At 40.7% G+C, this 21,789-nt stretch carries 18 protein-coding genes; 11 read left to right on the top strand and 7 right to left on the bottom strand.

Going from position 1 to position 21,789, the window contains the following annotated elements; genetic code table 11:
* Nucleotides 1-97 precede the first annotated feature (97 nt).
* Nucleotides 98-1,270, bottom strand: a complete 1,173-nt coding sequence (gene pstS, locus QI031_RS02295) for a phosphate ABC transporter substrate-binding protein PstS (RefSeq protein ID WP_281485911.1) — start codon at nt 1,268-1,270, stop codon at nt 98-100.
* 533 nt (nt 1,271-1,803) lie between these two features.
* Here pstS and QI031_RS02290 point away from each other — a divergent pair.
* Together QI031_RS02290 and lspA are read left to right on the top strand one after the other, a co-directional pair.
* A complete protein-coding gene (locus QI031_RS02290) occupies nt 1,804-2,391 on the top strand; it encodes a biotin transporter BioY (RefSeq protein ID WP_281483617.1) in 588 nt (195 codons plus the stop codon).
* A 180-nt stretch (nt 2,392-2,571) separates the two neighbouring features.
* Nucleotides 2,572-3,048, top strand: a complete 477-nt coding sequence (gene lspA / locus QI031_RS02285) for a signal peptidase II (RefSeq protein WP_281483616.1) — start codon at nt 2,572-2,574, stop codon at nt 3,046-3,048.
* A gap of 546 nt (nt 3,049-3,594) precedes the next feature.
* On the opposite strand, the gene QI031_RS02280 is transcribed toward lspA, so the two are convergent.
* On the bottom strand, nt 3,595-4,326 hold the full coding sequence (locus QI031_RS02280; protein ID WP_281483615.1) for a hypothetical protein: 732 nt from the start codon (nt 4,324-4,326) through the stop codon (nt 3,595-3,597).
* A gap of 443 nt (nt 4,327-4,769) precedes the next feature.
* On the opposite strand from QI031_RS02280, the gene QI031_RS02275 reads away from it, so the two are divergent.
* The gene (locus QI031_RS02275) at nt 4,770-7,040 is read left to right on the top strand and encodes a transglycosylase domain-containing protein (protein ID WP_281483614.1); all 2,271 of its coding nucleotides are present in this window, start codon (nt 4,770-4,772) and stop codon (nt 7,038-7,040) included.
* 153 nt (nt 7,041-7,193) lie between these two features.
* Here the strand turns inward: QI031_RS02275 and QI031_RS02270 are convergent, their stop codons facing one another.
* The gene (locus QI031_RS02270; protein ID WP_281483613.1) at nt 7,194-8,642 is read right to left on the bottom strand and encodes a DUF4335 domain-containing protein; all 1,449 of its coding nucleotides are present in this window, start codon (nt 8,640-8,642) and stop codon (nt 7,194-7,196) included.
* Nucleotides 8,639-9,265, bottom strand: a complete 627-nt coding sequence (locus QI031_RS02265) for a DUF3038 domain-containing protein (protein ID WP_281483612.1) — start codon at nt 9,263-9,265, stop codon at nt 8,639-8,641. Before QI031_RS02265 ends, QI031_RS02270 begins: the two co-directional genes overlap by 4 nt.
* 636 nt (nt 9,266-9,901) lie before the next feature.
* Between QI031_RS02265 and QI031_RS02260 the strand changes: the two genes are divergently transcribed.
* Genes QI031_RS02260 through QI031_RS02250 form a run of 3 tightly spaced genes read left to right on the top strand, consistent with a single transcriptional unit; the run spans nt 9,902 to nt 11,795 of the window.
* On the top strand, nt 9,902-10,420 hold the full coding sequence (locus QI031_RS02260; protein WP_281483611.1) for an adenine phosphoribosyltransferase: 519 nt from the start codon (nt 9,902-9,904) through the stop codon (nt 10,418-10,420).
* Nucleotides 10,421-10,444: 24 nt separating this feature from the next.
* The gene (locus QI031_RS02255; RefSeq protein WP_281483610.1) at nt 10,445-11,485 is read left to right on the top strand and encodes an ABC transporter permease; all 1,041 of its coding nucleotides are present in this window, start codon (nt 10,445-10,447) and stop codon (nt 11,483-11,485) included.
* A gap of 28 nt (nt 11,486-11,513) precedes the next feature.
* Nucleotides 11,514-11,795, top strand: coding sequence for a hypothetical protein (locus QI031_RS02250; RefSeq protein ID WP_281483609.1), 282 nt, complete (start codon nt 11,514-11,516; stop codon nt 11,793-11,795).
* Nucleotides 11,796-11,821: 26 nt separating this feature from the next.
* On the opposite strand, the gene QI031_RS02245 is transcribed toward QI031_RS02250, so the two are convergent.
* Entirely contained in the window at nt 11,822-14,197 is a 2,376-nt protein-coding gene (locus QI031_RS02245; protein ID WP_281483608.1) for a helix-turn-helix domain-containing protein, read from the bottom strand.
* Nucleotides 14,198-14,563: 366 nt separating this feature from the next.
* Between QI031_RS02245 and QI031_RS02240 the strand changes: the two genes are divergently transcribed.
* Nucleotides 14,564-16,330: an alkaline phosphatase family protein gene (locus tag QI031_RS02240; RefSeq protein ID WP_281483607.1), complete on the top strand. Its 1,767-nt coding sequence runs from the start codon at nt 14,564-14,566 to the stop codon at nt 16,328-16,330.
* Between the two features lie 149 nt (nt 16,331-16,479).
* The gene (locus QI031_RS02235) at nt 16,480-17,163 is read left to right on the top strand and encodes a Uma2 family endonuclease (RefSeq protein ID WP_281483606.1); all 684 of its coding nucleotides are present in this window, start codon (nt 16,480-16,482) and stop codon (nt 17,161-17,163) included.
* Between the two features lie 33 nt (nt 17,164-17,196).
* Here QI031_RS02235 and lepB read toward each other — a convergent pair whose 3' ends face one another.
* Complete coding sequence (gene lepB, locus QI031_RS02230) at nt 17,197-17,721, bottom strand: signal peptidase I (RefSeq protein WP_281483605.1); 525 nt, start codon at nt 17,719-17,721, stop codon at nt 17,197-17,199.
* 219 nt (nt 17,722-17,940) lie between these two features.
* Between lepB and QI031_RS02225 the strand changes: the two genes are divergently transcribed.
* From QI031_RS02225 to QI031_RS02215, 3 genes are read left to right on the top strand one after another with little or no spacing between them, the layout of a single operon-like run.
* Nucleotides 17,941-18,873 carry a ferritin-like domain-containing protein gene (locus QI031_RS02225; RefSeq protein WP_281483604.1) on the top strand — a complete coding sequence of 311 codons (933 nt, stop codon included), beginning with the start codon at nt 17,941-17,943 and terminating at the stop codon, nt 18,871-18,873.
* A 38-nt stretch (nt 18,874-18,911) separates the two neighbouring features.
* Nucleotides 18,912-19,679, top strand: a complete 768-nt coding sequence (uppS, locus tag QI031_RS02220; protein ID WP_281483603.1) for a polyprenyl diphosphate synthase — start codon at nt 18,912-18,914, stop codon at nt 19,677-19,679.
* Nucleotides 19,680-19,736: 57 nt separating this feature from the next.
* A complete protein-coding gene (locus QI031_RS02215) occupies nt 19,737-20,378 on the top strand; it encodes a Uma2 family endonuclease (protein WP_281483602.1) in 642 nt (213 codons plus the stop codon).
* Here QI031_RS02215 and QI031_RS02210 read toward each other — a convergent pair whose 3' ends face one another.
* On the bottom strand, nt 20,379-21,674 hold the full coding sequence (locus QI031_RS02210) for an ABC transporter substrate-binding protein (RefSeq protein WP_281483601.1): 1,296 nt from the start codon (nt 21,672-21,674) through the stop codon (nt 20,379-20,381).
* Between the last annotated feature and the right edge of the window lie 115 nt (nt 21,675-21,789).

Below are 21,789 nucleotides of genomic sequence, written 5' to 3'. Positions count from 1 at the left end.
ATTTTTTAGACTTAAGACAGTTGACTTTTTTAACGTCACATTGTTCTAATTCGCACGGCCACCCTAATTAAAGACTTTTATTGACTATTCCTGAATTTTATTTGCTCGCGCTATTACCACTACCAGTCACAGAAATTTTATAATCTGGGTTGATTTGATCGGCAGCGGCAGCAACTTTTGCAACTACGTTTGCAGGTAAAGCTACATATCCTAATTCTGGAGCAATTTTCTGACCTTCAGTTAAACCATATTCAATCATTGCTTCTACAGCTTTACCCTTGGCTGCATCTGGATACTTTTTGTAAGCCAGAATCCATGTATAAGTGACTATGGGATAAGATTCTGCACCTTCTGGATCTGCAATAAAAGCACGGAGATTTTCTGGTAGAGTTACTGCTTCTAAAGTTTTAGCAGCCGACTCTTCGCTAGGCACAATAAACTTGCCGCTTTGGTTTTCTAAAGCCGCAAATTTCAGTTTATTTTGTTTGGCGTAGCCATACTCGACGTAACCTATTGATCCTTGAGTTTGTTGAATTTGGGCGGTAACGCCTTCATTACCCTTAGCACCAACTCCCACAGGCCAGTTAACGGTTTTGCCTTCTCCAACTTTACTCTTCCAAGTTGGATTAATAGCGCTGAGGTGTTTTGTAAACACACCAGTCGTACCACTACCATCAGAACGATGCACAACTGTAATGGGCTGATTAGGAAGGTTTACGCCTGGGTTAGCAGCTGCAATTTTTGGATCGTTCCAGCTTTTAATATTGCCTAGCAGAATATCACTGTAAACTGCCCTTGGTAACTTCAGCTCCGACACTTCTGGTAAGTTGTAGGATAATACAATACTACCAGCAGTCATGGGCAGCAAAAGTACACCTTTATCTTGCGGTACTTTCTGGATTTCTTCATCCTTCATGGCCACATCGCTAGCACCAAAATCTACAGTGCCTTTGAGAAATTGCTCCACTCCAGCACCGCTACCAACCGACTGATAGTTAACTTGTAGGTTGGGATATTTTTTGTTTAAATCATTGAACCAACTTGCGTATAAAGGCGCAGGGAAAGAAGCACCTGCCCCAGTCAATGACACGTTGCCACCAAGATCCAATTTACCTGGACTTGAGGCAGTAGCATCTGTAGCAGTACCAGAAGGGGTAGTGTTGTCTGAAGCTTGCTGTCCGCCACAAGCAGCTAGGCTAATTGTCAGTGCTAACACTGATATAGGAGCTGTGAGGCGATGGGTTTTTACTACATTCAAACGTGATAGCATCGCTGTCATTTTTTAGTCAATCACCAGGTGAGCGTCTCTAAGATACCGCTAAAGGATAGACTTGAAGGTAAACGCAAGGTTAAGAAAGTCCAAAAAGCGTCTTTCTTTAAGCAAATTTCAAAAATTTTCTGATTTCAGTTTATGGATAATATTTATACTAACGCTTCAGAAATACGGTTAGATAAAAATGCTTGTAAGAAATAAGTGATTTGTACTTAGAAAATTTGATTGCTAATCAATTAAGCAAGAGTTTGTAAATAAACGATTAAATACAGTATAATTTCATGTTTAGAAGTTTTGGGATTTAGGCGATCGCTTACTCTTGGTTTAGGCAAACCTTAAGCCAGTTATTAAATCAACAAGTTAATAAAATTATTGCCCAAGGAAGCATAGCAAAGGGAACACTAGAGTTTAAAGGAAGCGATCGCTAAAAAGTTCTTCAGGTGTCAGTACGAATTATAAGTTAAAGAATGAAGCCTATACTGGTTAATATTATTTTTTCCTTTTGCCTTTTCTCTTTTGCCTTATATTAAATGTTTGCCGCTTCCAATCAATTGCTTTGGTCTATGATCGGCTTACTCCTAACAATGGGTGGAACCTTCTTAGAAGCCTATGGTATCACCTTTCCTTGGAGTTGGAGTCAGCAAGGAATCCAGACTTTTTCTTTAGGTGTCACCTGTCAAGTTGGTGCAGTGTTATTGGTAGGTTGTCTAGGGGGCAAAAATGCTGGTGCGCTCTCACAAATTGCCTATTTAGTCATGGGTTTAACATTGCTACCTGTATTTGCCGACGGTGGTGGTATTGGTTATATCAAATTATCTCAGTTTGGCTACCTATTAGGCTTTATTCCAGGAGCGTGGATTTGTGGATTATTTGCTTTTAAAGCCAGACCTCGACTAGAAACTCTAGCTTTTAGTTGTATTTGTGGCCTGTTAACCGTTCACCTCTGCGGGATTACTTATTTGATTATTAGCTATATCTTTCAGTGGAAAGGCACAGAAAATCTACCTTTAATCCAAGCAATTCTTAAATACTCTTGGTTTGCAGTACCAGGACAACTAGCTGTAGTTTGTGCCGTTACCGTAATAGCATATTTATTAAGACATTTAATGTTTTATTAGTCAGTGGTCAGTTGTCAGTTGTCAGTAGTCAGTGGTCAGTGGTCAGTTGCATTAACTATTGACGTTATTTGCTTGGGAACGTAAGGCAACAGAAACACACTTGTTCCTTAATAAAATTAGGGATAATTTCTCTGTTCCCTGTTCCCTGTTCCCTGTTCCCTGTTCCCTTTTAATTTTGCCATGCGCTTAAAAAACCGCCTTTTCTGGATAGCTGCCTTTATAGCTTTTTTCTTAGATCAAATTACAAAATACTGGGTAGTGCAAACCCTTAACTTGGGACAAACACTAGCACTTCTACCAGGAATATTTCATATTACCTATGTCACTAACACTGGTGCAGCTTTTAGTCTGTTAAGTGGAAAAGTTGAGTGGTTGCGTTGGCTATCTTTGGGAGTAAGTTTAGTTTTGATAGCCCTGGCCTGCTTTGGCCCAGTATTAAATCGTTGGGATCAGTTAGGTTATGGCTTGATTTTGGGAGGAGCTATAGGTAACGGTATAGATCGGTTTGCTCTAGGCTATGTCGTGGATTTCCTTGATTTTCGATTGATTAATTTTGCTGTATTTAATATTGCTGATTCGTTTATCAGTATCGGCATTATTTGTTTACTAATTGCCTCTTTACAAAAAACACCAACTTCAAATCATAGATCACGTTAGCATCGTAAACTGTCTGTCACGAAGGAAGAAAGGTTAAGCTCATCCCACCCCTAGAAGGGACGGGATTTCGTGTCAGTTGTCAGTGGTCAGTTGTTTTTGATACTCACAACTGACTACTAACACCTGACGGCGACGGGGCGACTATTACGGACACCCCTTGAAGGAGTGGGTTTCCCGTCGCCTTTGATGGAGCCTTGGTCATAGCACCTATGCACTGCTAATAATGTACAAGTTGGGCATTATTCTCATAGCAATTTTAATTGTGTCTTCACAGTATTCAATGAGACAACAATAAAGCCTGAGTTGAAAAACTCAGGCTAGTTATCCTAAAACCCCTTTTCATTCTTATATGCGAAGAATAAAAAAGGGATCTAGCAATTTATATTGCACACCAGATAATACAACTGGTACAAGACCTTAATAAACGGGCATTAATAACAAAGGATAAAAATCTTTCTTTTTATGCCCAATTCTCAAACTAGATATGTCAGATGCACCGACTATCTTTGCCGACAAATTCGCATCAAATAAATGGTGTTTTAACTTTTAATTACCTGGGGCGGGAGTCGTTGGCAAGTTGGAGTCTGGAACTGCATTAGGAGAAGTAGTACTTGGTTCGGTCATACCATCAGGATTAGTCGAATCAGGTGCTACTGGAGTTTCTGGTGTTGGAGTTAAGTTGCTAGGAGTAGTCGAATCAGGTGCTACTGGAGTTTCTGGTGTTGGAGTTAAGTTACTAGGAGTAGTCGAATCAGGTGCTACTGGAGTTTCTGGTGTTGGAGTTAAGTTACTAGGAGTAGTCGAATCAGGTGCTACTGGAGTTTCTGGTGTTGGAGTTAAGTTACCAGGACTAGTCGAATCAGGTGTAATTGGGCTTCCTGGTATAGTTGTGTTGTCAGGAGTGGTAGAATCAGGTGCTACCGGGGTTTCCGGCGCAGTCATGTTGTCAGGAGTTGTAGAATCAGGTGCTACCGGGGTTTCTGGCGCAGTCATATTCTCAGGAGTACTGCTATCAGAAGGTTGGGTGGCTGGTACTGTAGTATCACCGGGGGTGCTAGTAGGTGTAACTGCTGTACCACCTGGACAACGGGAATTTAAAGGAGACTTCTCACACAGAATTTTAAATCCTTCTGGTGATAGTTCAATTTCCGTTGTTGAACTCGTGGATGAGTCGCTAGCTTGGGCTAAGTAGGACTTACTGGATTGAGCAGCAGCAACATTAGCGGTGAATGCCAAAGTCAGAGCTGTACCAATCAAGGTCAGAGATTTTCTCTTCATTCTGAAATTAACCTCAACGGAAACGGAACATCCAGCCCATTAAACCAGACAATTCATTCTAGAAAATCTTCCTAAATGTAGATGTTTATCTTTGCTGTAAAGTGCATCAACATGTAAAAACTGTAGATTATAAATCGTTTGTGTATTAATTGTTAGTTTGTAGAAATACAAAAGCAAAATTGTTACATCTTTTTATACAACAAATAACTGTAGCTAAAATAAGCATTATAAAGTCAGAGTTAAAATTTTAAATTATGTAAAAAAAAGAACAACGCGTCTCACCATATTTTCTGAAAAAAGATTCTTTTGGTGTTAATATTGAATCGGCAATAATTCCGTATAACTAATTTCTTCTTAAGCTTATGAGTAAAATGATGGAAGACCTATATTGAGACTGTTATTCGTCCGATTCTTCACTAAATTAACTATGATGTGATTAGCCAATGAGTTCCCCCCAACCTCCTCAAAAGCCTCAAACGTTACTTGGTCAACTGACTCAAGCAGTACATACAATTCAAGCTAGGGTTGACTTTTCCAAACTGGCGCTCAAGCCTAATGCCAAAGTACCGGAAATCTGGGTGCAGGATGCGGGGGCGGATAAGGCAGAAATTTATCCGTTATTGGGCGATCGCTATATACTTGGTCGCAGTTCTAAATCCTCCGATATAGTCATTCGCAACCCAGTTGTTAGCCAAATTCACCTGTCACTCTCACGAGATTCGACTCAGCGCACCCCTGTTTTCGTCATCAAAGATGAAAACTCCACTAATGGCATTTATCGTGGTAAGCGACGGGTTACTTCCTTAGAACTGCGTCATGGCGATATTCTCACATTAGGACCACCAGAACTTGCTGCTTCAGTGCGGCTGCAATACGTTGATCCACCGCCTTGGTACCAAAAAGCTGCAACTTTAGCTGCTTATGGCGTTGGCGGTGCAAGTGCCCTTTTCGCATTGGTGATTGGCGTTGAATGGACGAAGTTTTCTGTCAGACCCTTACCTACAGCGACTCGCGCTCCTATAATCGTTTACGCCCGTGATGGCGCTACCCCCCTGCGTGAGCCTCGGACTACTTCTCACGTAGATATGAAGCGTTTGCAAGACTTTGGTCCTTATTTGCCTACCGCTGTAGTGGCATCAGAGGATAGTCGATACAATTGGCACTTTGGGGTTGATCCGTTGGGGATTTTGCGAGCTGTGTTGATTAACAGTCGTAGTGGAGATGTGCAGCAAGGAGCCAGCACTGTTACCCAGCAAGTAGCCCGCAGTTTATTCCGTGACTATGTTGGTACTCAGGACTCCTTAGGACGCAAATTGCGAGAAGCAATAGTTGCTTTGAAGTTAGAAACTTTTTACAGCAAAGATGAAATTTTGCTGACTTATTTAAATCGGGTGTTTTTGGGTGGAGATACTTCTGGTTTTGAAGATGCTGCCCAGTATTACTTTAGAAAATCAGCTAAAGAATTAACTCTTGCTGAAGCGGCGACTTTAGTCGGAATTTTACCTGCCCCCAATGCTTTTGATTTTTGTGGAGATGGCCCAAATAAACTAGAAGCAGCTGAATACCGCAACCGTGTGATTAAACGGATGCAGGAGATGGGTAAAATTACGCAAGAACAGGCAAACAGAGCTAGGCGTTCTACTGTCCAAATTAGCCCCAAAGTCTGCGAACAACAGGCGAAAATTATTGCTCCTTATTTTTATAATTATGTGTTCCAAGAACTGGAATCAATTTTGGGTGCAGGAGCAGCAAACGAAGGAAACTATATCATTGAAACCGATCTCAATCCGGCAATTCAAGCTCAAGCAGAAACATCGTTGCGTAATTCAGTGAGCAATGCTGGTTCAACTTTTAGGTTTTCTCAAGGAGCGATCGTCACTCTAGATTCTAGAACTGGTAGTATTCTGGCTATGGTAGGCGGAACTGATTATAGAAAAAGTCAGTTTAATCGTGCTGTTCAAGCTCAAAGACAACCAGGTTCTACCTTCAAAATTTTTGCTTACACAGCTGCTATTGAAAAAGGTATTTCTCCATCCAAAAATTATTCTTGCGCTCCTTTAACGTGGCAAGGCTTTACCTACAAACCTTGCCGTGCTGGTGCTGATGTCAGCTTGGATGTTGCCACTGGACTTGCGCTTTCAGAAAACCCCATTGCTCTAAGAGTTGCCAGAGATATAGGACTAGATAAAGTAGTGACAATGGCAAAGCGTTTAGGCATCAAGTCAAGCCTAGATCCGGTTCCTGGTTTGGTGCTGGGTCAGAGTGTGGTTAATGTTTTAGAAATGACTGGTGCTTTTGGCGCTATTGGTAATCGTGGTGAGTGGAATCCTCCCCATGCAATTAATAGAATTTTAGACAGCAGTGACTGTAGCGATCGCAAAGATTTAAAAACCTGCCGTGTTGTCTATACTTTCCAACAAAATCCCGATGCGAACAAACGAGTTTTATCAACTGGTGTTGCAGACCAAATGACTAGTTTAATGCGTGGAGTCGTCACAAGAGGTACTGGTCGTAGTGCTGCTATTGGATTAGGGGAAGCCGGTAAAACTGGGACAACTGATAAAAATGTGGATTTATGGTTTATTGGCTTTATTCCCAGCCAACGACTTGTGACTGGTATTTGGCTAGGAAATGACAATAATTCACCCACACTCGGCAGCAGCGCTCAAGCAGCTCAGTTGTGGGGCAATTATATGGGGAGGATTACAAGATAATGGGGCAGAGGGCATAAGAAGCAGAGGGGCAGGGGGCAGGGTGCAGAGGGGAGTTAAGAAAATGCCTTAAATTTGTACCTAATCTTTAATATTTCTCCCTTTCTCCCTGCTCCCTGCTCCCTTGCCTCTTCTGCTCCCCTGCTCCTCTGCCTCTTACTGGTATCCTCGCCAAGGAGTTACTTCAAGTTTGCCGCTAGGTTTGAATGTAACTCGAAAGTGAGCTAGAGGCTCTTTATTGTTAGGAGCAGCTAGATTTGAGCCGTAAAGTGCTTGAAACATCTTCGGTAGGGGTGTTTCGCGGAAAGAATCAAAAGCAGATTGATTAAGGGGTTCATAGTCGGCGATCGTGCCATCTTTGTTAACTGCTACCCGATACAGTAAATCTTGCTTGAAGGTAGGAGTACCGCCCCAACTTTGACGAAGCGAACTATAAAGCTTTTGGTTTAAACTTTTAACTGCCTTCGGCTCAGTAATTCTTGCACCGATCACTTCAGGAGTTCTAGCGTATCCTCGCCAAGGGCTAACTTCTAACACACCTTGGTTAGTAAAAACTATTTTAAATTGAGCAATTGGTTCATTAGAAATGGCAGGACGCTTAGCAGGATTATAAAGTAGGTTAGGCAAAGGAGTTAGTTCTATCCCTTGGTTCGCATCTTTATTTAACGCTTTATAACCAACGATCGCACCATCCGCAGCTACACCCACACGATACATTAAATCCTGTTTCAATGCAGAGCGATTATTCCAAGCCGGATTAATTTGGTTGTAAACTTGGCGATTCAAAACCCGTAGCTGAGATGGATCAGTAATTTCATTAACTGTATTTAAAAGTGCTTCTAAATCTTTAACTGCGGGTTGTGTACCGGGTGTGGGAGTTGCCACAGCGATGGGAGTCGGTGCAGGAGTTGCAGTATCTGTGGGTGCTGTTGTTGGAGGTACTGAAGGACTGGTGCTAGGTGTTGCAGAGTTAGTCTGTTCCTCTGGTTTAGGCTGGGGTGGGCGCACCTCTGGAGCTGGAATCAAACTAAAAGCGATCGCTGCAACTGCTAAACTCGAAACTCCAACACTTGCAGGTACTGCCTGTTTGAGTAAGGCTTGACTAGCACCACCATAACGTCTGGTGACTGGTTGTAATTCTAGTGATAACTCTGGTAATGTTTGAGAATCAGCAAAAAACTGATCTACAGCTTCTACTAAATCAAATAGTTGCACCGTATTCAAATCTATTTGAATAGGCTGTTTGTGAGAGTTGCCATTAGATGCCAAACCTTCTGAATTGGCTTCAGAATGCACAATTAACCGATGTCTGTTAACACTAAGTTTTTGTAGCTCTACAAGCTCTGATTCTTCATTGTGAGCTTGCGGATTTGGCACATTGCTCAAAAATTCTTGGGCATAGCCGCTAACTGCCCTGACCAAGCTTTCAAAAAATTCCCGTCCTCCAACCAAGGGCTGATTATAATTAGGGAAATAGCATTCTGCATTCACTAAAATTGACAGTTCAGGGCGCAATTCCTGAAATTGTGCCGATCTTGCAGCATCGCTTAAACCTTCTAAAAGCAGTGTACAATTAGGCAAACTGTACTTACGTTGGATATTCATTCTACTTCACCGTCAAAAAGACTGATCCAGAAACGCTGCATTCCAGCTGTACCAGTACAAAATAATAATTGTCCTAACAAATTTATAGCTAACTCATCTAATTTTTCATCAGAATTTAACGCCAAAAAACCAGAACGGCGGACATTCATCCTACTCTTAAAATGAACTCGAAACCGTTCTAGATAATTTGATAGACGTAAATTTTGTTCTAGCGGTATTTGCTTTTCATTCATTTGCTGGCAGAGCATGAGCATTTGGCGAATTACGACTGTTAAACGCCGGGCAATGTAGCAAGCAATGACCACCAAAGCTTTTGCTTCCATAATGGTTAAAGGTCGGCGGATATGCGCTCGTCGCATGGGGTTAGAACTACGCATCCGCCATAAATTTACTCGATCTTTAATAATTCCTTTCAATTCCAACTCTTCAGCAAAAGCTAAAATCGCTTCAGAACTGCCAAGCTCTAAAGCTTCGATTGCCAGTAAAATTAAATCAATTTGTAGCCTAGTTCTAGGTGAACATGTCTGTCCTGCGATCGCAGGATCTGGTAAAGTGTCCAAAATCATGGGCAATGATGGAGAATTTGGACTGTTGAACGGCGTGATGCTCGCGGAGACACTCATTTCTATAAAATACCTTGTGCGGTTCTAACAGACTAGGTAAAACTAGTAAAAACTAACTTTAGATCAGCAGCCAAAGAAGAACATGAGACTTACAGCAATATTGAGACTGCCTGGGTATATACATTACTTAACTTGTTCTACTTAAAGATTTTCATCTACTGAAATCCAGATTTTTAAAACATAAGTTTACTCTCTTTGTTTGTTAATACAAGTCCATCTTTAGCTTGGTGTAGATTCTAAGTATCGTCAATGGATAATGCAATAGAAGCTTCAACCCCAAGCGTATGACATTATAGTGTACGATTTTTCAGGTATACAGAATTTGGGACTCTATAAGAGGCAGAGGAGCAGGGGAAAGAAAAGGCAGGGGGCAGGGAGCAGGGAGAAAAGGAGAAAGAGGTAATTTTTCTTCATTCCCCTCAGCACCCCGCACCCCGAAGTTGCTCCATTTGGGGAGCCAGCGCTGTGGGCGGGTTTCCCGACTTGAGGCGACTGGCGTGAGACCCCAAGACCCACAAGGGGTGCAGCAGTCACTCATGGGGGAAACCCCCAAGACCGCGCTGCCTTACCGCACTTCTCTTCTGCCCCGATTCCTTTTTCCTATGCCCCATGCCCCATGCCCTATTACTTAGTTTTATGGATTTAAAATCTTTAATTCGCGACATCCCAGATTTTCCCAAACCCGGAATTTTATTTCGAGATATCACTACTTTACTGCGCGATCCAGTCGGATTGCGATATACTATTGACTTTTTTACACAAAAATGCACAGAGGCTGAACTCAAGGTAGATTACGTTGTAGGTATGGAGTCACGGGGGTTCATTTTCGGCTCTCCTCTAGCTTATAAATTAGGATCTGGTTTTATCCCTATACGCAAAAAGGGCAAATTACCAGCAGCCGTTCATGCAATTGAATATGAATTGGAGTATGGTACTGATTGCTTAGAAGTTCATCAAGACGCTTTACATCCAGGTAGCCGAGTTTTGATTGTAGACGATTTAATTGCCACAGGTGGGACAGCCAGTGCCACAGCAAAATTATTACAAAAGATTGGCTGTGAACTAGTGGGATTTGGGTTTATTATCGAGCTACGGGATTTACAAGGGCGTAAACATCTACCAGATGTGCCAATTATCTCTCTTGTTGAATATTAGTGATTAGTAATTGAAAAAGAATCAATGACTTCTACGAAAATTTCTTTGGAGACAAGTCGGAACTGGCTTATCAGCTTAGTTACGAGCGAGACTTTTATTTATGTGGTGAAGCGGATATTGCAAGCGTTGTTTACCTTGCTTTTAGCAACAGCGCTGTCATTTTTCATCATGAAATTGTCTCCGGGGGATTATGTAGATACTTTGCGGCAAAACCCAAAAATTTCCCCAGAACGAATTGAGGAACTTAGACAACAGTTTGGTTTGAATAAGTCTTGGCCGGAACAATTTGGGCTATGGCTGTGGAGAATCTTGACAAAAGGAGATTTTGGCACAAGTTTTGTTTATCAACGCTCAGTAGCTTCTTTGTTATGGGAAAGAATACCAGCAACCTTGCTGTTAGCGATCGCTTCTTTAATTTTTACCTGGGCGGTGGCTATTCCCTTAGGAATTTTTGCTGCTGTGAAGCAAAACCGCGCTGGAGATAGAATTTTACAAGTGATTAGCTATGCTGGACAAGGTTTTCCCAGTTTTATCACTGCTTTATTCTTACTCATATTTGCTCAGATGACTTCGCCTTTGTTCCCGGTGGGTGGTATGACCAGTATCAATTACGCTGACTTATCGTGGTTTGGTAAAATTATTGATATCGGCTGGCACATGATTTTACCTACTATCGCTTTGAGTATCACCAGTTTTGCTGGTTTGCAGCGGATAACTCGCGGTGAATTATTAGATGTTTTGCGTCAAGATTATATTCAAACGGCTCGTGCGAAAGGATTACCAGAAAATCGCGTAATTTATGTTCACGCCCTCCGCAATGCCATTAACCCGTTAATCACTTTGTTGGGTTTTGAGTTAGCAGCTTTATTAGGTGGTGCATTTATTGCTGAACAATTCTTTAACTGGCCGGGTTTAGGAAGGTTGACCTTACAAGCGGTAATTGCTAAAGACCAGTATCTAGTTATGGCTAGCTTAGTCATGAGTGCGGTATTACTGAATGTAGGCAACTTAATGGCAGACTTGTTATTAAAGGTAGCTGACCCGCGGATTCGGTTGGAATCTTAATTTTCTTGTCCATTTGGATCTAGTTTCCATGCTGTCTGAAGTTTATTACATAGTGCGATCGCAAGCTGACGGCCGTTATCTCATCGCTCGTCCTAATACTGAAACATCGAGTTATTTATTGCTGTTTCGGGAACACTTTGATGCTTTAAGTTATCTCAACACCCACGCGGCAGAAGTGGCGAATCGCTTTGCTGTAGAATCTCTTCCTGGTACGCAGTTAGGCAGTTTGTTAAAGCGATGGGGTTATAGTGGTGTGGGTATTGTAACTGACCCATTATTGCCCAAAGTAGAATTTTTACAGCACAGTTAAAACTGTAATTTGATTTCTCGCTCAACCTAGCGAAAATAAGCACAAACTTTTTTAACTTGTTGTGGGGCTTGCATGTCAGTAAATAACCGTATTGCTTGCTGAAATTTTATCTGACATTGATCGAATTTAGCCATTTTTTGATAAGTTAAACCCAATTGAAAATAAGCTTCCGCTAGGTCACACTTAGCACTAATTTTTTCTAAAAGTTCAATTGCTTCTATGTGATTATTAAGAGCCAACTCAAATTGAGATTGTTGCCGATAAATTTCTGCTAAACCGTTAAGAGTTTTAGCTTTTACTTGTAAATAATGACTTTGTTCAGCAAAAATTAAAGCCTGGTCAAAAATTTGATGAGCTTTGGTAAAATCTCCTAAATTGACGTAGGTTTGCCCTACAATTTGCATAAAATAGGCAAATCTCCCCGTCTGTTCTGTAATCTGTTCATTTGTCATATCGCAATAAGCTATATCTGCCAATGAACAGGCACTATCATGTAGTCCTAAATAAGAATTGACTAAGGCTAGACACACAAAAGCTTTTTCTGCCCAGCGATGATGATCTGTATTTTGAGCCAAGTCAATCACCTGCTGAAATAACTTTGCGGATGTCTTTAATTCCCACAAATCTATTTTGTAAAGACCAATGCTTAATAAGGAATCTACCTCTAGCATTCTTAGATAGTAGGCATGATGCTTATTGTCTGGCTGTAAAAGCAAAGATTTAAATGATTGAGCAGCAAAAGTAATAGTTTTTTCTTGACAGGCGATCGCCTGATGAATTTTACCTGTTATCCAATACAAATCGCCTAAAATATTGTAAAGTTCACTGAGTTTTTCGTCATTTTTGATATTATTAATAACTAAAGTAATGGCAGCTAATACAGGCTGAATCAATCCCATCCGGTACAGCGTACTTCCAAGTGGTAAAAACTGTTGCCATTGGTTATTTCTACTTTTAAGAATAACTTTGCCTGCTAACTCAAAATGATGAATTTCTATATAATGATAATAAGCTTCTAAAGCTTGTAAAGCATCTTTAAAGGTTTCAATCTTTTGGACATTAGCCGTCCAAAATTCTGCGGCTTTGTGATTTGTAATTTGCCATTCATTGCTAGTGCGTAAGCGAGCGATCGCCTCGGCTCGAATTACCGGATGTAGCCAATATTCACCTTGATGGCACTCCACCAAAGAGCGATTTTTCAAAGAAGTAATAATTTGGCGATGCTGACTTGGTGGCACATCCCATAATAAACAGAACAGTCCTAAAGATGGGATGGTAGGGACATCTTGGTAACGATAGCATCCCAGGCGACAAAGTAGACGGTAGGCTTGAAGATCGAGGAATTGCAGACGATTAATTTGACTAACTGCTAAATTTTTTAAGTCTGTGACTGCGAGGGGGTCGCTATGATTTTCTTGCCAATAAGCAACCATATCATAATTAAAATCCTCCTGAATCGAACCGCGGAGAATACCCATCGCTTTGGCATTGCCCCCATAGGTGCGATGCATAATATCTAAGGTTGATAGATCAATCAATATTCCGCGATTACTAAAAAACTGTAGCCACGCAGTTTGATCCAAACCCGGAAGCCGATAATGAGTTACATTTAGCCCTGGTTCACAGAGGCGATCGCGGCTTGTAATTAAGGTGACAGATTGCACTCTTGCATCAGCTAAAACCCGTAATAATTCCACATAACTGCGATGCAGAGCAATCACTTGTCCTTGTTGATCTAAGGCTGGTTCCAGGTTATCAATTAACACCCCAACGCGTCGGGTATGAAGTTGGCGCTTCAGTCTTCCCAAAGTTACGCCAAATTCTACCCCTGGTTCTACGTGAAAGTCCTGTTTTAACCACTCTTCTACAATGCGTTCCGCAGAGGTAATATTTGGAGTTTCCTTGGCCATCAGCAGTTCTAAAACCAAATCAAATCCCTGAGTTTGTAGATATTGCTGGGCGAGAGTAGTTTTGCCTAAGCCTCCCTCACCTTGGATAACGATGACTTTAGACCCTTGAGCAACTAAAGTATTTAGGTGAGCGATCGCTTCTTGTCGTCCAATAAAATTAATATCTTCTGGTTTTGCGGAGATTGAAGGCTGAGGCGATCGTGAATAATCAAGCAAACTAGAAATACTGGTTTTTCTTAAATAACGTTCTAAAGTAGCTCGACAATTACTTTTGGTAATTTTCTCTCGCAGTGCTTGAGAAAGCAACTTCCATAACTGTGAACCAACATCTTTAGCATGTCCTTCAGTGCAGCCATAATCGTTGGCGATATCTAAATATTTTTTACCCAACCAAACTTGCTGAAGAATAACTTTTTGCAAATCGCTCAACCGTTCCCCGGTCTGAGCAGGAATGATAGTGTCTAACCATGCTAATGCCGCTTCAGCATTCATTTTGTCACGACAAGGGTAGTTTAGTTCAAATTTTAGGAGCAACTATAGTTACTCTACAGTTTAGTTTCTTAATTTTTCGGATAAATTTTTGTGAATCCGACTTTATGAAACCGCACTGAAAGTTTTGTTTATGAAGTTGGCTTTTAATCCAGACTTAACTCAAAGTTAAGTCGTTGGTAAATAGACGTTAAAACAAAACTTGCAAAATCAACCACAAAGAAGAAACAGTGAATTTAACAGTTTTTTTTGTCACAAAGAAAACAAAATTTACTGAGTTTTCCTGTTTCTGTTCAAGCTGCTTTCTAGCCTTCTTGTTTTAGAAGCAGCGATCGCCGCTACTCTGCTGTATCGTCAAAAAGAGATTGTATGAACAACAACCAAAGACAAGTAAAAACACACTCGCTCAAGCGGCGTTTGTTTCTAGGTGGATTAGTTATTGGGATGTCTGCTGTTACTTTTGGTGCAGGAGAATACTTATTACGTCAGAATACATTAACTCTAGCTGACACAACCTACCACCACAAAAAGCCTAACTCTATACTGCCTGGTCAAGCTCGTCTCAATTTAGTCTTTATTTTAGATGGATTGCGCCCCGATTCCATTAATCCCCAAAACACGCCTAATCTATATCGTTTGCGTCAAGAGGGTGTCAATTATGTTAATAGTCATGCTGTTTTCCCTACGGTGACTCGCGTTAACGCAACAGCGATCGGTACAGGATATTATCCAGGTAAAAATGGCATTGTCAGCAACTCGATGTATGTGCCGCAAGTGAACCCAACCAGTTCATTTAGCACAGGCGAATATACTAATCTCCTAAAACTAGATGAAGTAACTGATGGAAAGTTAGTTTTTGTCAAAACTTTGGGTGAACATCTCCAAGAAAACGGTCTGAAATTGGCTGCAATTAGTTCTGGTTCAACAGGTAGCACACTTCTTCTCAATCCCCGTTCTATCACTAATAATGTTGGCTTTTTGATTAATGGATATTTCGACCCAGGTAAACTTGTAGCATTCCCCGCTAATGTCAACCAAGAAATTCTCGCTCGTTTTGGTGCTGCTCCTGCTAATCAAGATACCAATGGAGATGACCAATATAACGAAGCGGTAGACTGGACTGAGAAGGTTCTTACAGATTATGTACTTCCAGAGCTAAAACCGGATGTAATTTTTAACTGGTTAACCGAACCTGACCACACTCAGCATCAATTTGGCGCTGGTTCTCCAGAAGGTATCAACGTCATCCGCAATGACGATCGCAACATTGGTCTAGTTCTGAATCGGCTCAAAAAACTGGGGTTATTTAACCGAACTAATATTTTCGTAATTTCAGATCATGGCTTCAGCGTTCAGACTTTTGCGGTCAATGTACAACAAGAATTAATTAATGCTGGACTCAAGCTGGGTAAAGATTCAGATGATGTCGTCTTAGCTAGCAGCAGTCAGGCTGTATTGCTGCACGTCAAAGATCGTAATCCCAGACAAATCGAAAAGATTGCTAACTTCTTACAAAAACAAGACTGGAGTGGTGTTCTATTTACCGCAGCACGCAGACCATTTGGAGAAAGACCTCGATTTGATACTAGATTTACTCCAAAAGATTGGCAACGCCCTCCTCAACCAGAAGGTTGGGTTCCAGGAACCTTCTCTTTGGAACTTATCCATGAGTTCAATCAAGAACGAGGTGCTGACATCATTTTGACTTTTCCTTGGACATCAAATAAAAATGCCTTTGGTGTTGAGGGAACCGACTTTACAGAAACTAGCGGTGGAACAACTGGCCCACTCACAGGTAATGCTAGTGGTCACGGCAGCATGAGTCCTTGGAATGTTCGCAACACCTTTTTTGCTTGGGGAGCTGATTTCAAACAAGGGGTAACTATTGAGACACCCGCAAGTAATGTTGATATTACTCCGACAATTTTGGCGCTTAAGGGCATTAATAGCAATGAAGACTTTGACGGTCGGGTACTCGTTGAAGGGTTAAAAGTAGGAGTAGATCCTAGACAAGTGAAGGTCAAAACTCGCGTTTACACTACCAGAATCAGAGGAGGTTATAAAGCCTCTATCCAGGTATCAGAGGTGGGAGACCAACGCTATATAGATAAAAGTTGGCGAGAGCGCGATCGCTAACTAAATAGCTTTTTTGAGGTGTAATACTGCTTAAATAACGCCCTGGCAACTGCTGGGGCGTTGAATTTTGATTATTGTAAAAGTTTTAATAAGTTCGTATCGCTTAGAATGAAAGTCATAGGTCAGTCATCTTAACACCATTATTATCTATGGTGAAATCCGACCCACGCCAATCTCTGCCTAGCAGTGCTGAACTTCCTTGTTCAGACGATACTCCTGTGGATAACGAAGACCAGAATTTTATTCCAAACCTGCTTTTATTTTTGCTGGAATTTATTTGGGCAAGCCGCAATGACTGGTTTTTTGGTGTAGATATGGGTGTTTACCATACTACAGGGGTTAGTCCACTAGTGCCGATTGTACCAGACGGATTCTTGAGTTTAAATGTAGAACGCCGCAAAGCAGGTAAATCTCGCAAAAGTTATGTTGTTTGGGAAGAAGACAATACTGCACCTATCCTGGTCTTGGAAATCGTCTCTTTAACTCCCAGTGGAGAATACAACACTAAATTAGACATTTATGCCAAGTTAGGAGTGCTATACTACATTATTTATAATCCAGAATATTGGCAACGCGATCGCCATCAACCTTTTGAAGTTTATCGGCTAGTTAATGGCACTTATCAACTACAAATTGGTGAACCCTTTTGGATGCCAGAAATTAATTTAGGAATTGGTAGAGGACAATATATATCTGGTAATATCCAACGTCAGGTTTTATATTGGTATGATCAACAAGGAAAGCGTTATCAAACACCAGAAGAAAGGTTGGAATCAGCGCAACAGCAAATTGAACGTTATCGTCAGCAATTTGGAGATTTATCACAAGATTGACTTTCGCTTTGCTTAACGTCAACTTCAAGCGATTTAATACTTTAAAATTTTTACTACCTTGCCAATAAGATTATTTTTTGGGACAATACCCCAACAGCGACTATCATAACTTTTTTCGCGGTTATCACCTAGCATAAAGTACGAGTTAGAAGGTATAGTGACAGGCTTTGATAGATAAGGTGTATATTCTAATGGACAAATATCAACTAATGTTTTCTGTCCATTGAGAATATAATTCTCTTGTATAGATTGATTGTTTATATAAATCTTCCCATCCTTGATTTCTATCTTTTCTCCAGGTAAACCAACTACACGCTTAATAAAGGGGTCACTATATTGTTCTGTTTTAAGCTGTTCCGTAGGTGAAAATAATACTAGGTCATATCTTTGTGGAACTTGGGAATAGTAGCTAGATGTGTCTACTAGCAACTTATCTTTTGTTTGTACATTTGGCAGCATTGCTTCTGAAGGCATCCAATAGACTTTATATTTGTTGCAGCCTTGTAACAACAGTCCCAATATTGCAATTGTAATTAGTAATGCACCTGATTTTTTCATTAACTTATAGGTTAAATAAACTTAAAACTATTAATTTATATTTCCCAATTTAATTACTAATCAAACATCTATTTTTAAACAGAATATAAGAATACCATCCGACTTTTTACCCGACTCTTCCAACCGCATCAGATAAAATTGCCGACCTCAACCGACTGACAAAACAAAGTGCGATCGCTTAGGCTATTGGGCACAGAGCAAAAAATCATGTAAAAAAATATGCTGAATGCCCTCAGCCCAGTTGTAGATGATTTGGCTGGTCAAAGCCTGACCCAAGTTGGCTATTTTCATAAACAGCGCCGTATTCGTGCTTTTGTAGACCATTATCTTGCAGACGAAAAATTACGCGATCGCTTGCGTGATTTACAGATACAGTTGGAAAATCCCCAACCTCGCCCCTGGAAAAATATTGATTGGAAAGCAATTAATCGTGACCAAATTATTGGCATTGCTCCAGAAATATTTTTATCTATTCTTGTCGGCACAATAGACACCGAAGCCCCTATTCGGGGCTATACCCAAACTAGTCGCCAGTATTTGGAAAAATTACATCCTCAAATGGCTCGTTTTGTGGGTGGAACAGTTGACGAAAATAGCGACTTGCTAGAACTAGGCTTATGGGAAAAAGAAGAACGCCAACATACACCTGCATTAATCAAGGTTTACACCCAACTCACAGGCGAGAAAATCAGCCCAAATCCTCGTACCGTTAGAGGCTATCTTCCGACTGATGACCCTTACGAAGACTTATATCGTCATGGGTTACACCGAGTGGCGACAGAATACGGTGCGACTTGCCTATATATCTGGCTGATGGCTCATACTACTGGCGCACTTCAGGATGTTTTAGAAGAATTGGCACAAGATGAAATCAATCATCTGACTAAGTTTTGGGGATTCGGAGTTTGGGCATTTCCCGATACTTCCATGATCCAAATTGGACAGACATTGCTCAAAACGCGATCGCCAAATTATCAACGCAACAACCTTCTTCGTACCCTCCGCCGCATGATGAAGACACTCAATTGGAGTTCTTGGACTTTGAGCAACAAAGTAACCTTCATCTTCACTTTTATCTATGCAATGCATCGGCTGTGGAATTGGAACAATAGCCTGACACCAAAGTATTTGCAAGGCTTACTGGGAATTTAACACTGAAAATTAGTCAAATAATAAAGAACAAAAAACAAATGACACAGAATAAAGGACAAATCTCAACACTACCAATCGATTTAAATCCTCAATACTTACCCCAGCATGTAGCTGTGATTATGGATGGTAACGGTAGATGGGCGACCAGTCGAGGATTACCGCGCATTGCTGGACATCGCCAAGGAGCCAGAACACTTAAAGAACTATTGCGATGTTGCAAAGATTGGGGAATTAAAGCGCTAACAGCTTATGCTTTCTCCACAGAGAATTGGCGACGACCTACTGAAGAAGTTGATTTTTTAATGCTTTTATTTGAACGACTGCTGCGCCGTGAGTTAACGCAAATGCATCAAGAAGGTGTCAGAATCTCGTTTATTGGGGATATATCGGCTCTATCTAAATCTTTACAAACAGAAATTGAACGTTCAATGCTAGAAACGTTAAATAATCAGGCGATTCACTTTACTGTTGCAGTTAACTACGGCAGTCGCAACGAAATTACTCAAGCCTGTCGTCAAGTGGCAGAACTTGTACAAAAAGGAGAACTTAATCTTGAAGAGATTAATGAAAATCTTGTAGAACAGCAACTTTATACAGCAGGTATCTTAGAACCAGATTTACTGATTCGTACCAGTGGCGAAATGCGTTTGAGCAATTTTTTATTATGGCAAATGGCTTACACAGAAATGTATTTTACAGATATTTTTTGGCCGGATTTTGATCGCGCGGCTTTTCATCAAGCATTGTTAAGTTACCAAGGACGCGATCGCCGTTTCGGTCAAGTTAAACCTTCCTTATCAGCTTAGTGGACTCAATATTAAACTTGTATAATCAGTTTTAAGGATCTCGTCTAGATTATCCTCATGAGCAAATTACAGACAAGAATACCAGCTGATACTTGGGTAATAGCTACTTGGGATGAATATATCCAAGCAGTCGAAAATCCTGCCCACGAAAAAGCCAAAGGCTACTACTACAACGGACGCATGAGGATTGAAATGCCACCAGTTGGAAATGATCATGCTAGTGACCATACGATTGTTCTCTTTGCTGTTAATCTATTTGCCAGCCTTAAAGATATTGCTTTAAATGGCAAAGATAACTGTACATACCGCAAAACAGGGCTTCGAGAAGTTCAACCCGATGTCTCTTACTACATTGGAGAAAATGCCGATGTCATTCCTTACGGCACTTCTATTATTAACTTAGATATTTACCCACCACCAGCTTTAGTAATAGAAATTGCTAATACTTCACTTGCTGATGATAAAGGTGAAAAACGGCTAATGTATGAAGATTTAGGAGTGCAAGAATACTGGATTGTGGATGTGCGAAATGTCCAAGTTATGGCTTTTGCAGTAGAAAATCAAGGTAGTAGACGAATTACCGAATCTCAAGTATTACCAGGTTTGGCAATTTCACTCCTAAATGATGCCTTGCGTCGCACTCGTCAGATGAATCAAGGCCAAGTTGGTGCTTGGTTATTAACTCAATTTCAGAATTAATCACTTGAAAATCAAATCCAAGCGTTGTTGAGTTTTTTGTAATGCCTCTGCTGGTGGTTTTTTTCTCAACAATACAGATTCAACTGCCCGACCTACACTATCAGAAATCCGATTATAACCAGGAAATAAAGGACGCGATCGCCCATATTTGGCCTGATCTAAAAATACTTTTAACTGTGGTAATTCATTAACGAATGCCTGATATTTTTCACTTTGGCGGGACTTTAAATTAATTGGTAAATAACCAGTTTCTAGTGCAAATTCTGTTTGAAATTCTTCACTCAAAACATATTCAGCAAACTTAAAAGCTGCCTTTTGCTGCTGTGGCTTGGTTTTGAAAAAGAACAGATTCTCACCGCCAACACTGGTAGCAGGAACTTCATCAACAGGAATCGGCAGTACATCATAATCAATGCCCATTTCTTGAAGTTGTCCCAAAGTCCAAGGGCCACCCAATTGCATTGCCACATTCCCAGCTATTAATTTATCTGTTTCATAACCCCGTTCTGGGCTAGATAAAATAACCGAACCATCTGTAATTAAAGTACGCCAATATTTTAAAGCTGCGATCGCTCCTTGATTACCTTGCAATTCTACTGCTGCCGCTGTTTGTGAATCTCCATTTATCAATTCGCCGCCGCCACTCCACATAAATGGCAACCAAGTAAATACTGTAAATTCTCCCTTTCCTAAGGGTAAAAACATCCCATATTGATCAATCTTGCCATCATTATTGATATCACGAGTTAATTTTTTCGCAACCTGTCGAAACTCCTCCCAAGTGCGAGGTAATTCAGTAATTCCAGCGGCTTTAAATAAACTTGGGCGGTAAAAAATACCAACATTATTTGTTGCAAATGGTAGTGACCAAGTTTTACCTTGGTATTCCATTGATGTATATAAAGTGGGGTCAATTTCGTCTTTAACCGGAGAACTTGCCAGCATTTCATCTAAAGGAATTAAAGCATCCAATTCTACTAATTGCCCCATAATTGTCGGATTATACCACAAAATATCTGGCGGTGCATTTGCGACTACCGCCGCCAAAATCTTGGGCGTTTGTTGATCTTGTTGTCCTACATAAAGTGACTCTACTTGAATATTTGGATGGGTTTGATTAAATTTGTCTACAAGTTTTTGCAATAGATCCCGATTTGGTGGTGGATTGACTCCATGCCATAGAGTCACACGAATTACTTCATCTGCTTGTACTCTATTCCGTAAAGCCTGACATCCGCTTAAAGTGAGTATGATCACTAGGAATAACAGCAATAAACGGCTAAGGTAATATTGCAATTTATTTCTTTTTCTCCTGAAATTTTGGGGCGTGAAAAAAAGCCGCACATAACGTTGATTAAAAAAATTCACTAATTCTCTAAATTTGATAACTACGACTTTGGCGTTTAAGACT

Source organism: Halotia branconii CENA392 (assembly GCF_029953635.1).
GTDB classification, from domain to species: domain Bacteria; phylum Cyanobacteriota; class Cyanobacteriia; order Cyanobacteriales; family Nostocaceae; genus Halotia; species Halotia branconii.
Note: the sequence above shows the minus strand (reverse complement) of the source record. Positions and strands in the feature narration are given on the sequence as shown.

Coding starts and splice junctions, on each gene's coding strand:
- pstS (WP_281485911.1), bottom strand. CDS start 1,270: ATGCTATCACGTTTGAATGTAGTAAAAACCCATCGCCTCACAGCTCCT.
- QI031_RS02290 (WP_281483617.1), top strand. CDS start 1,804: ATGTTTGCCGCTTCCAATCAATTGCTTTGGTCTATGATCGGCTTACTC.
- lspA (WP_281483616.1), top strand. CDS start 2,572: ATGCGCTTAAAAAACCGCCTTTTCTGGATAGCTGCCTTTATAGCTTTT.
- QI031_RS02280 (WP_281483615.1), bottom strand. CDS start 4,326: ATGAAGAGAAAATCTCTGACCTTGATTGGTACAGCTCTGACTTTGGCA.
- QI031_RS02275 (WP_281483614.1), top strand. CDS start 4,770: ATGAGTTCCCCCCAACCTCCTCAAAAGCCTCAAACGTTACTTGGTCAA.
- QI031_RS02270 (WP_281483613.1), bottom strand. CDS start 8,642: ATGAATATCCAACGTAAGTACAGTTTGCCTAATTGTACACTGCTTTTA.
- QI031_RS02265 (WP_281483612.1), bottom strand. CDS start 9,265: ATGAGTGTCTCCGCGAGCATCACGCCGTTCAACAGTCCAAATTCTCCA.
- QI031_RS02260 (WP_281483611.1), top strand. CDS start 9,902: ATGGATTTAAAATCTTTAATTCGCGACATCCCAGATTTTCCCAAACCC.
- QI031_RS02255 (WP_281483610.1), top strand. CDS start 10,445: ATGACTTCTACGAAAATTTCTTTGGAGACAAGTCGGAACTGGCTTATC.
- QI031_RS02250 (WP_281483609.1), top strand. CDS start 11,514: ATGCTGTCTGAAGTTTATTACATAGTGCGATCGCAAGCTGACGGCCGT.
- QI031_RS02245 (WP_281483608.1), bottom strand. CDS start 14,197: ATGAATGCTGAAGCGGCATTAGCATGGTTAGACACTATCATTCCTGCT.
- QI031_RS02240 (WP_281483607.1), top strand. CDS start 14,564: ATGAACAACAACCAAAGACAAGTAAAAACACACTCGCTCAAGCGGCGT.
- QI031_RS02235 (WP_281483606.1), top strand. CDS start 16,480: ATGGTGAAATCCGACCCACGCCAATCTCTGCCTAGCAGTGCTGAACTT.
- lepB (WP_281483605.1), bottom strand. CDS start 17,721: ATGAAAAAATCAGGTGCATTACTAATTACAATTGCAATATTGGGACTG.
- QI031_RS02225 (WP_281483604.1), top strand. CDS start 17,941: ATGCTGAATGCCCTCAGCCCAGTTGTAGATGATTTGGCTGGTCAAAGC.
- uppS (WP_281483603.1), top strand. CDS start 18,912: ATGACACAGAATAAAGGACAAATCTCAACACTACCAATCGATTTAAAT.
- QI031_RS02215 (WP_281483602.1), top strand. CDS start 19,737: ATGAGCAAATTACAGACAAGAATACCAGCTGATACTTGGGTAATAGCT.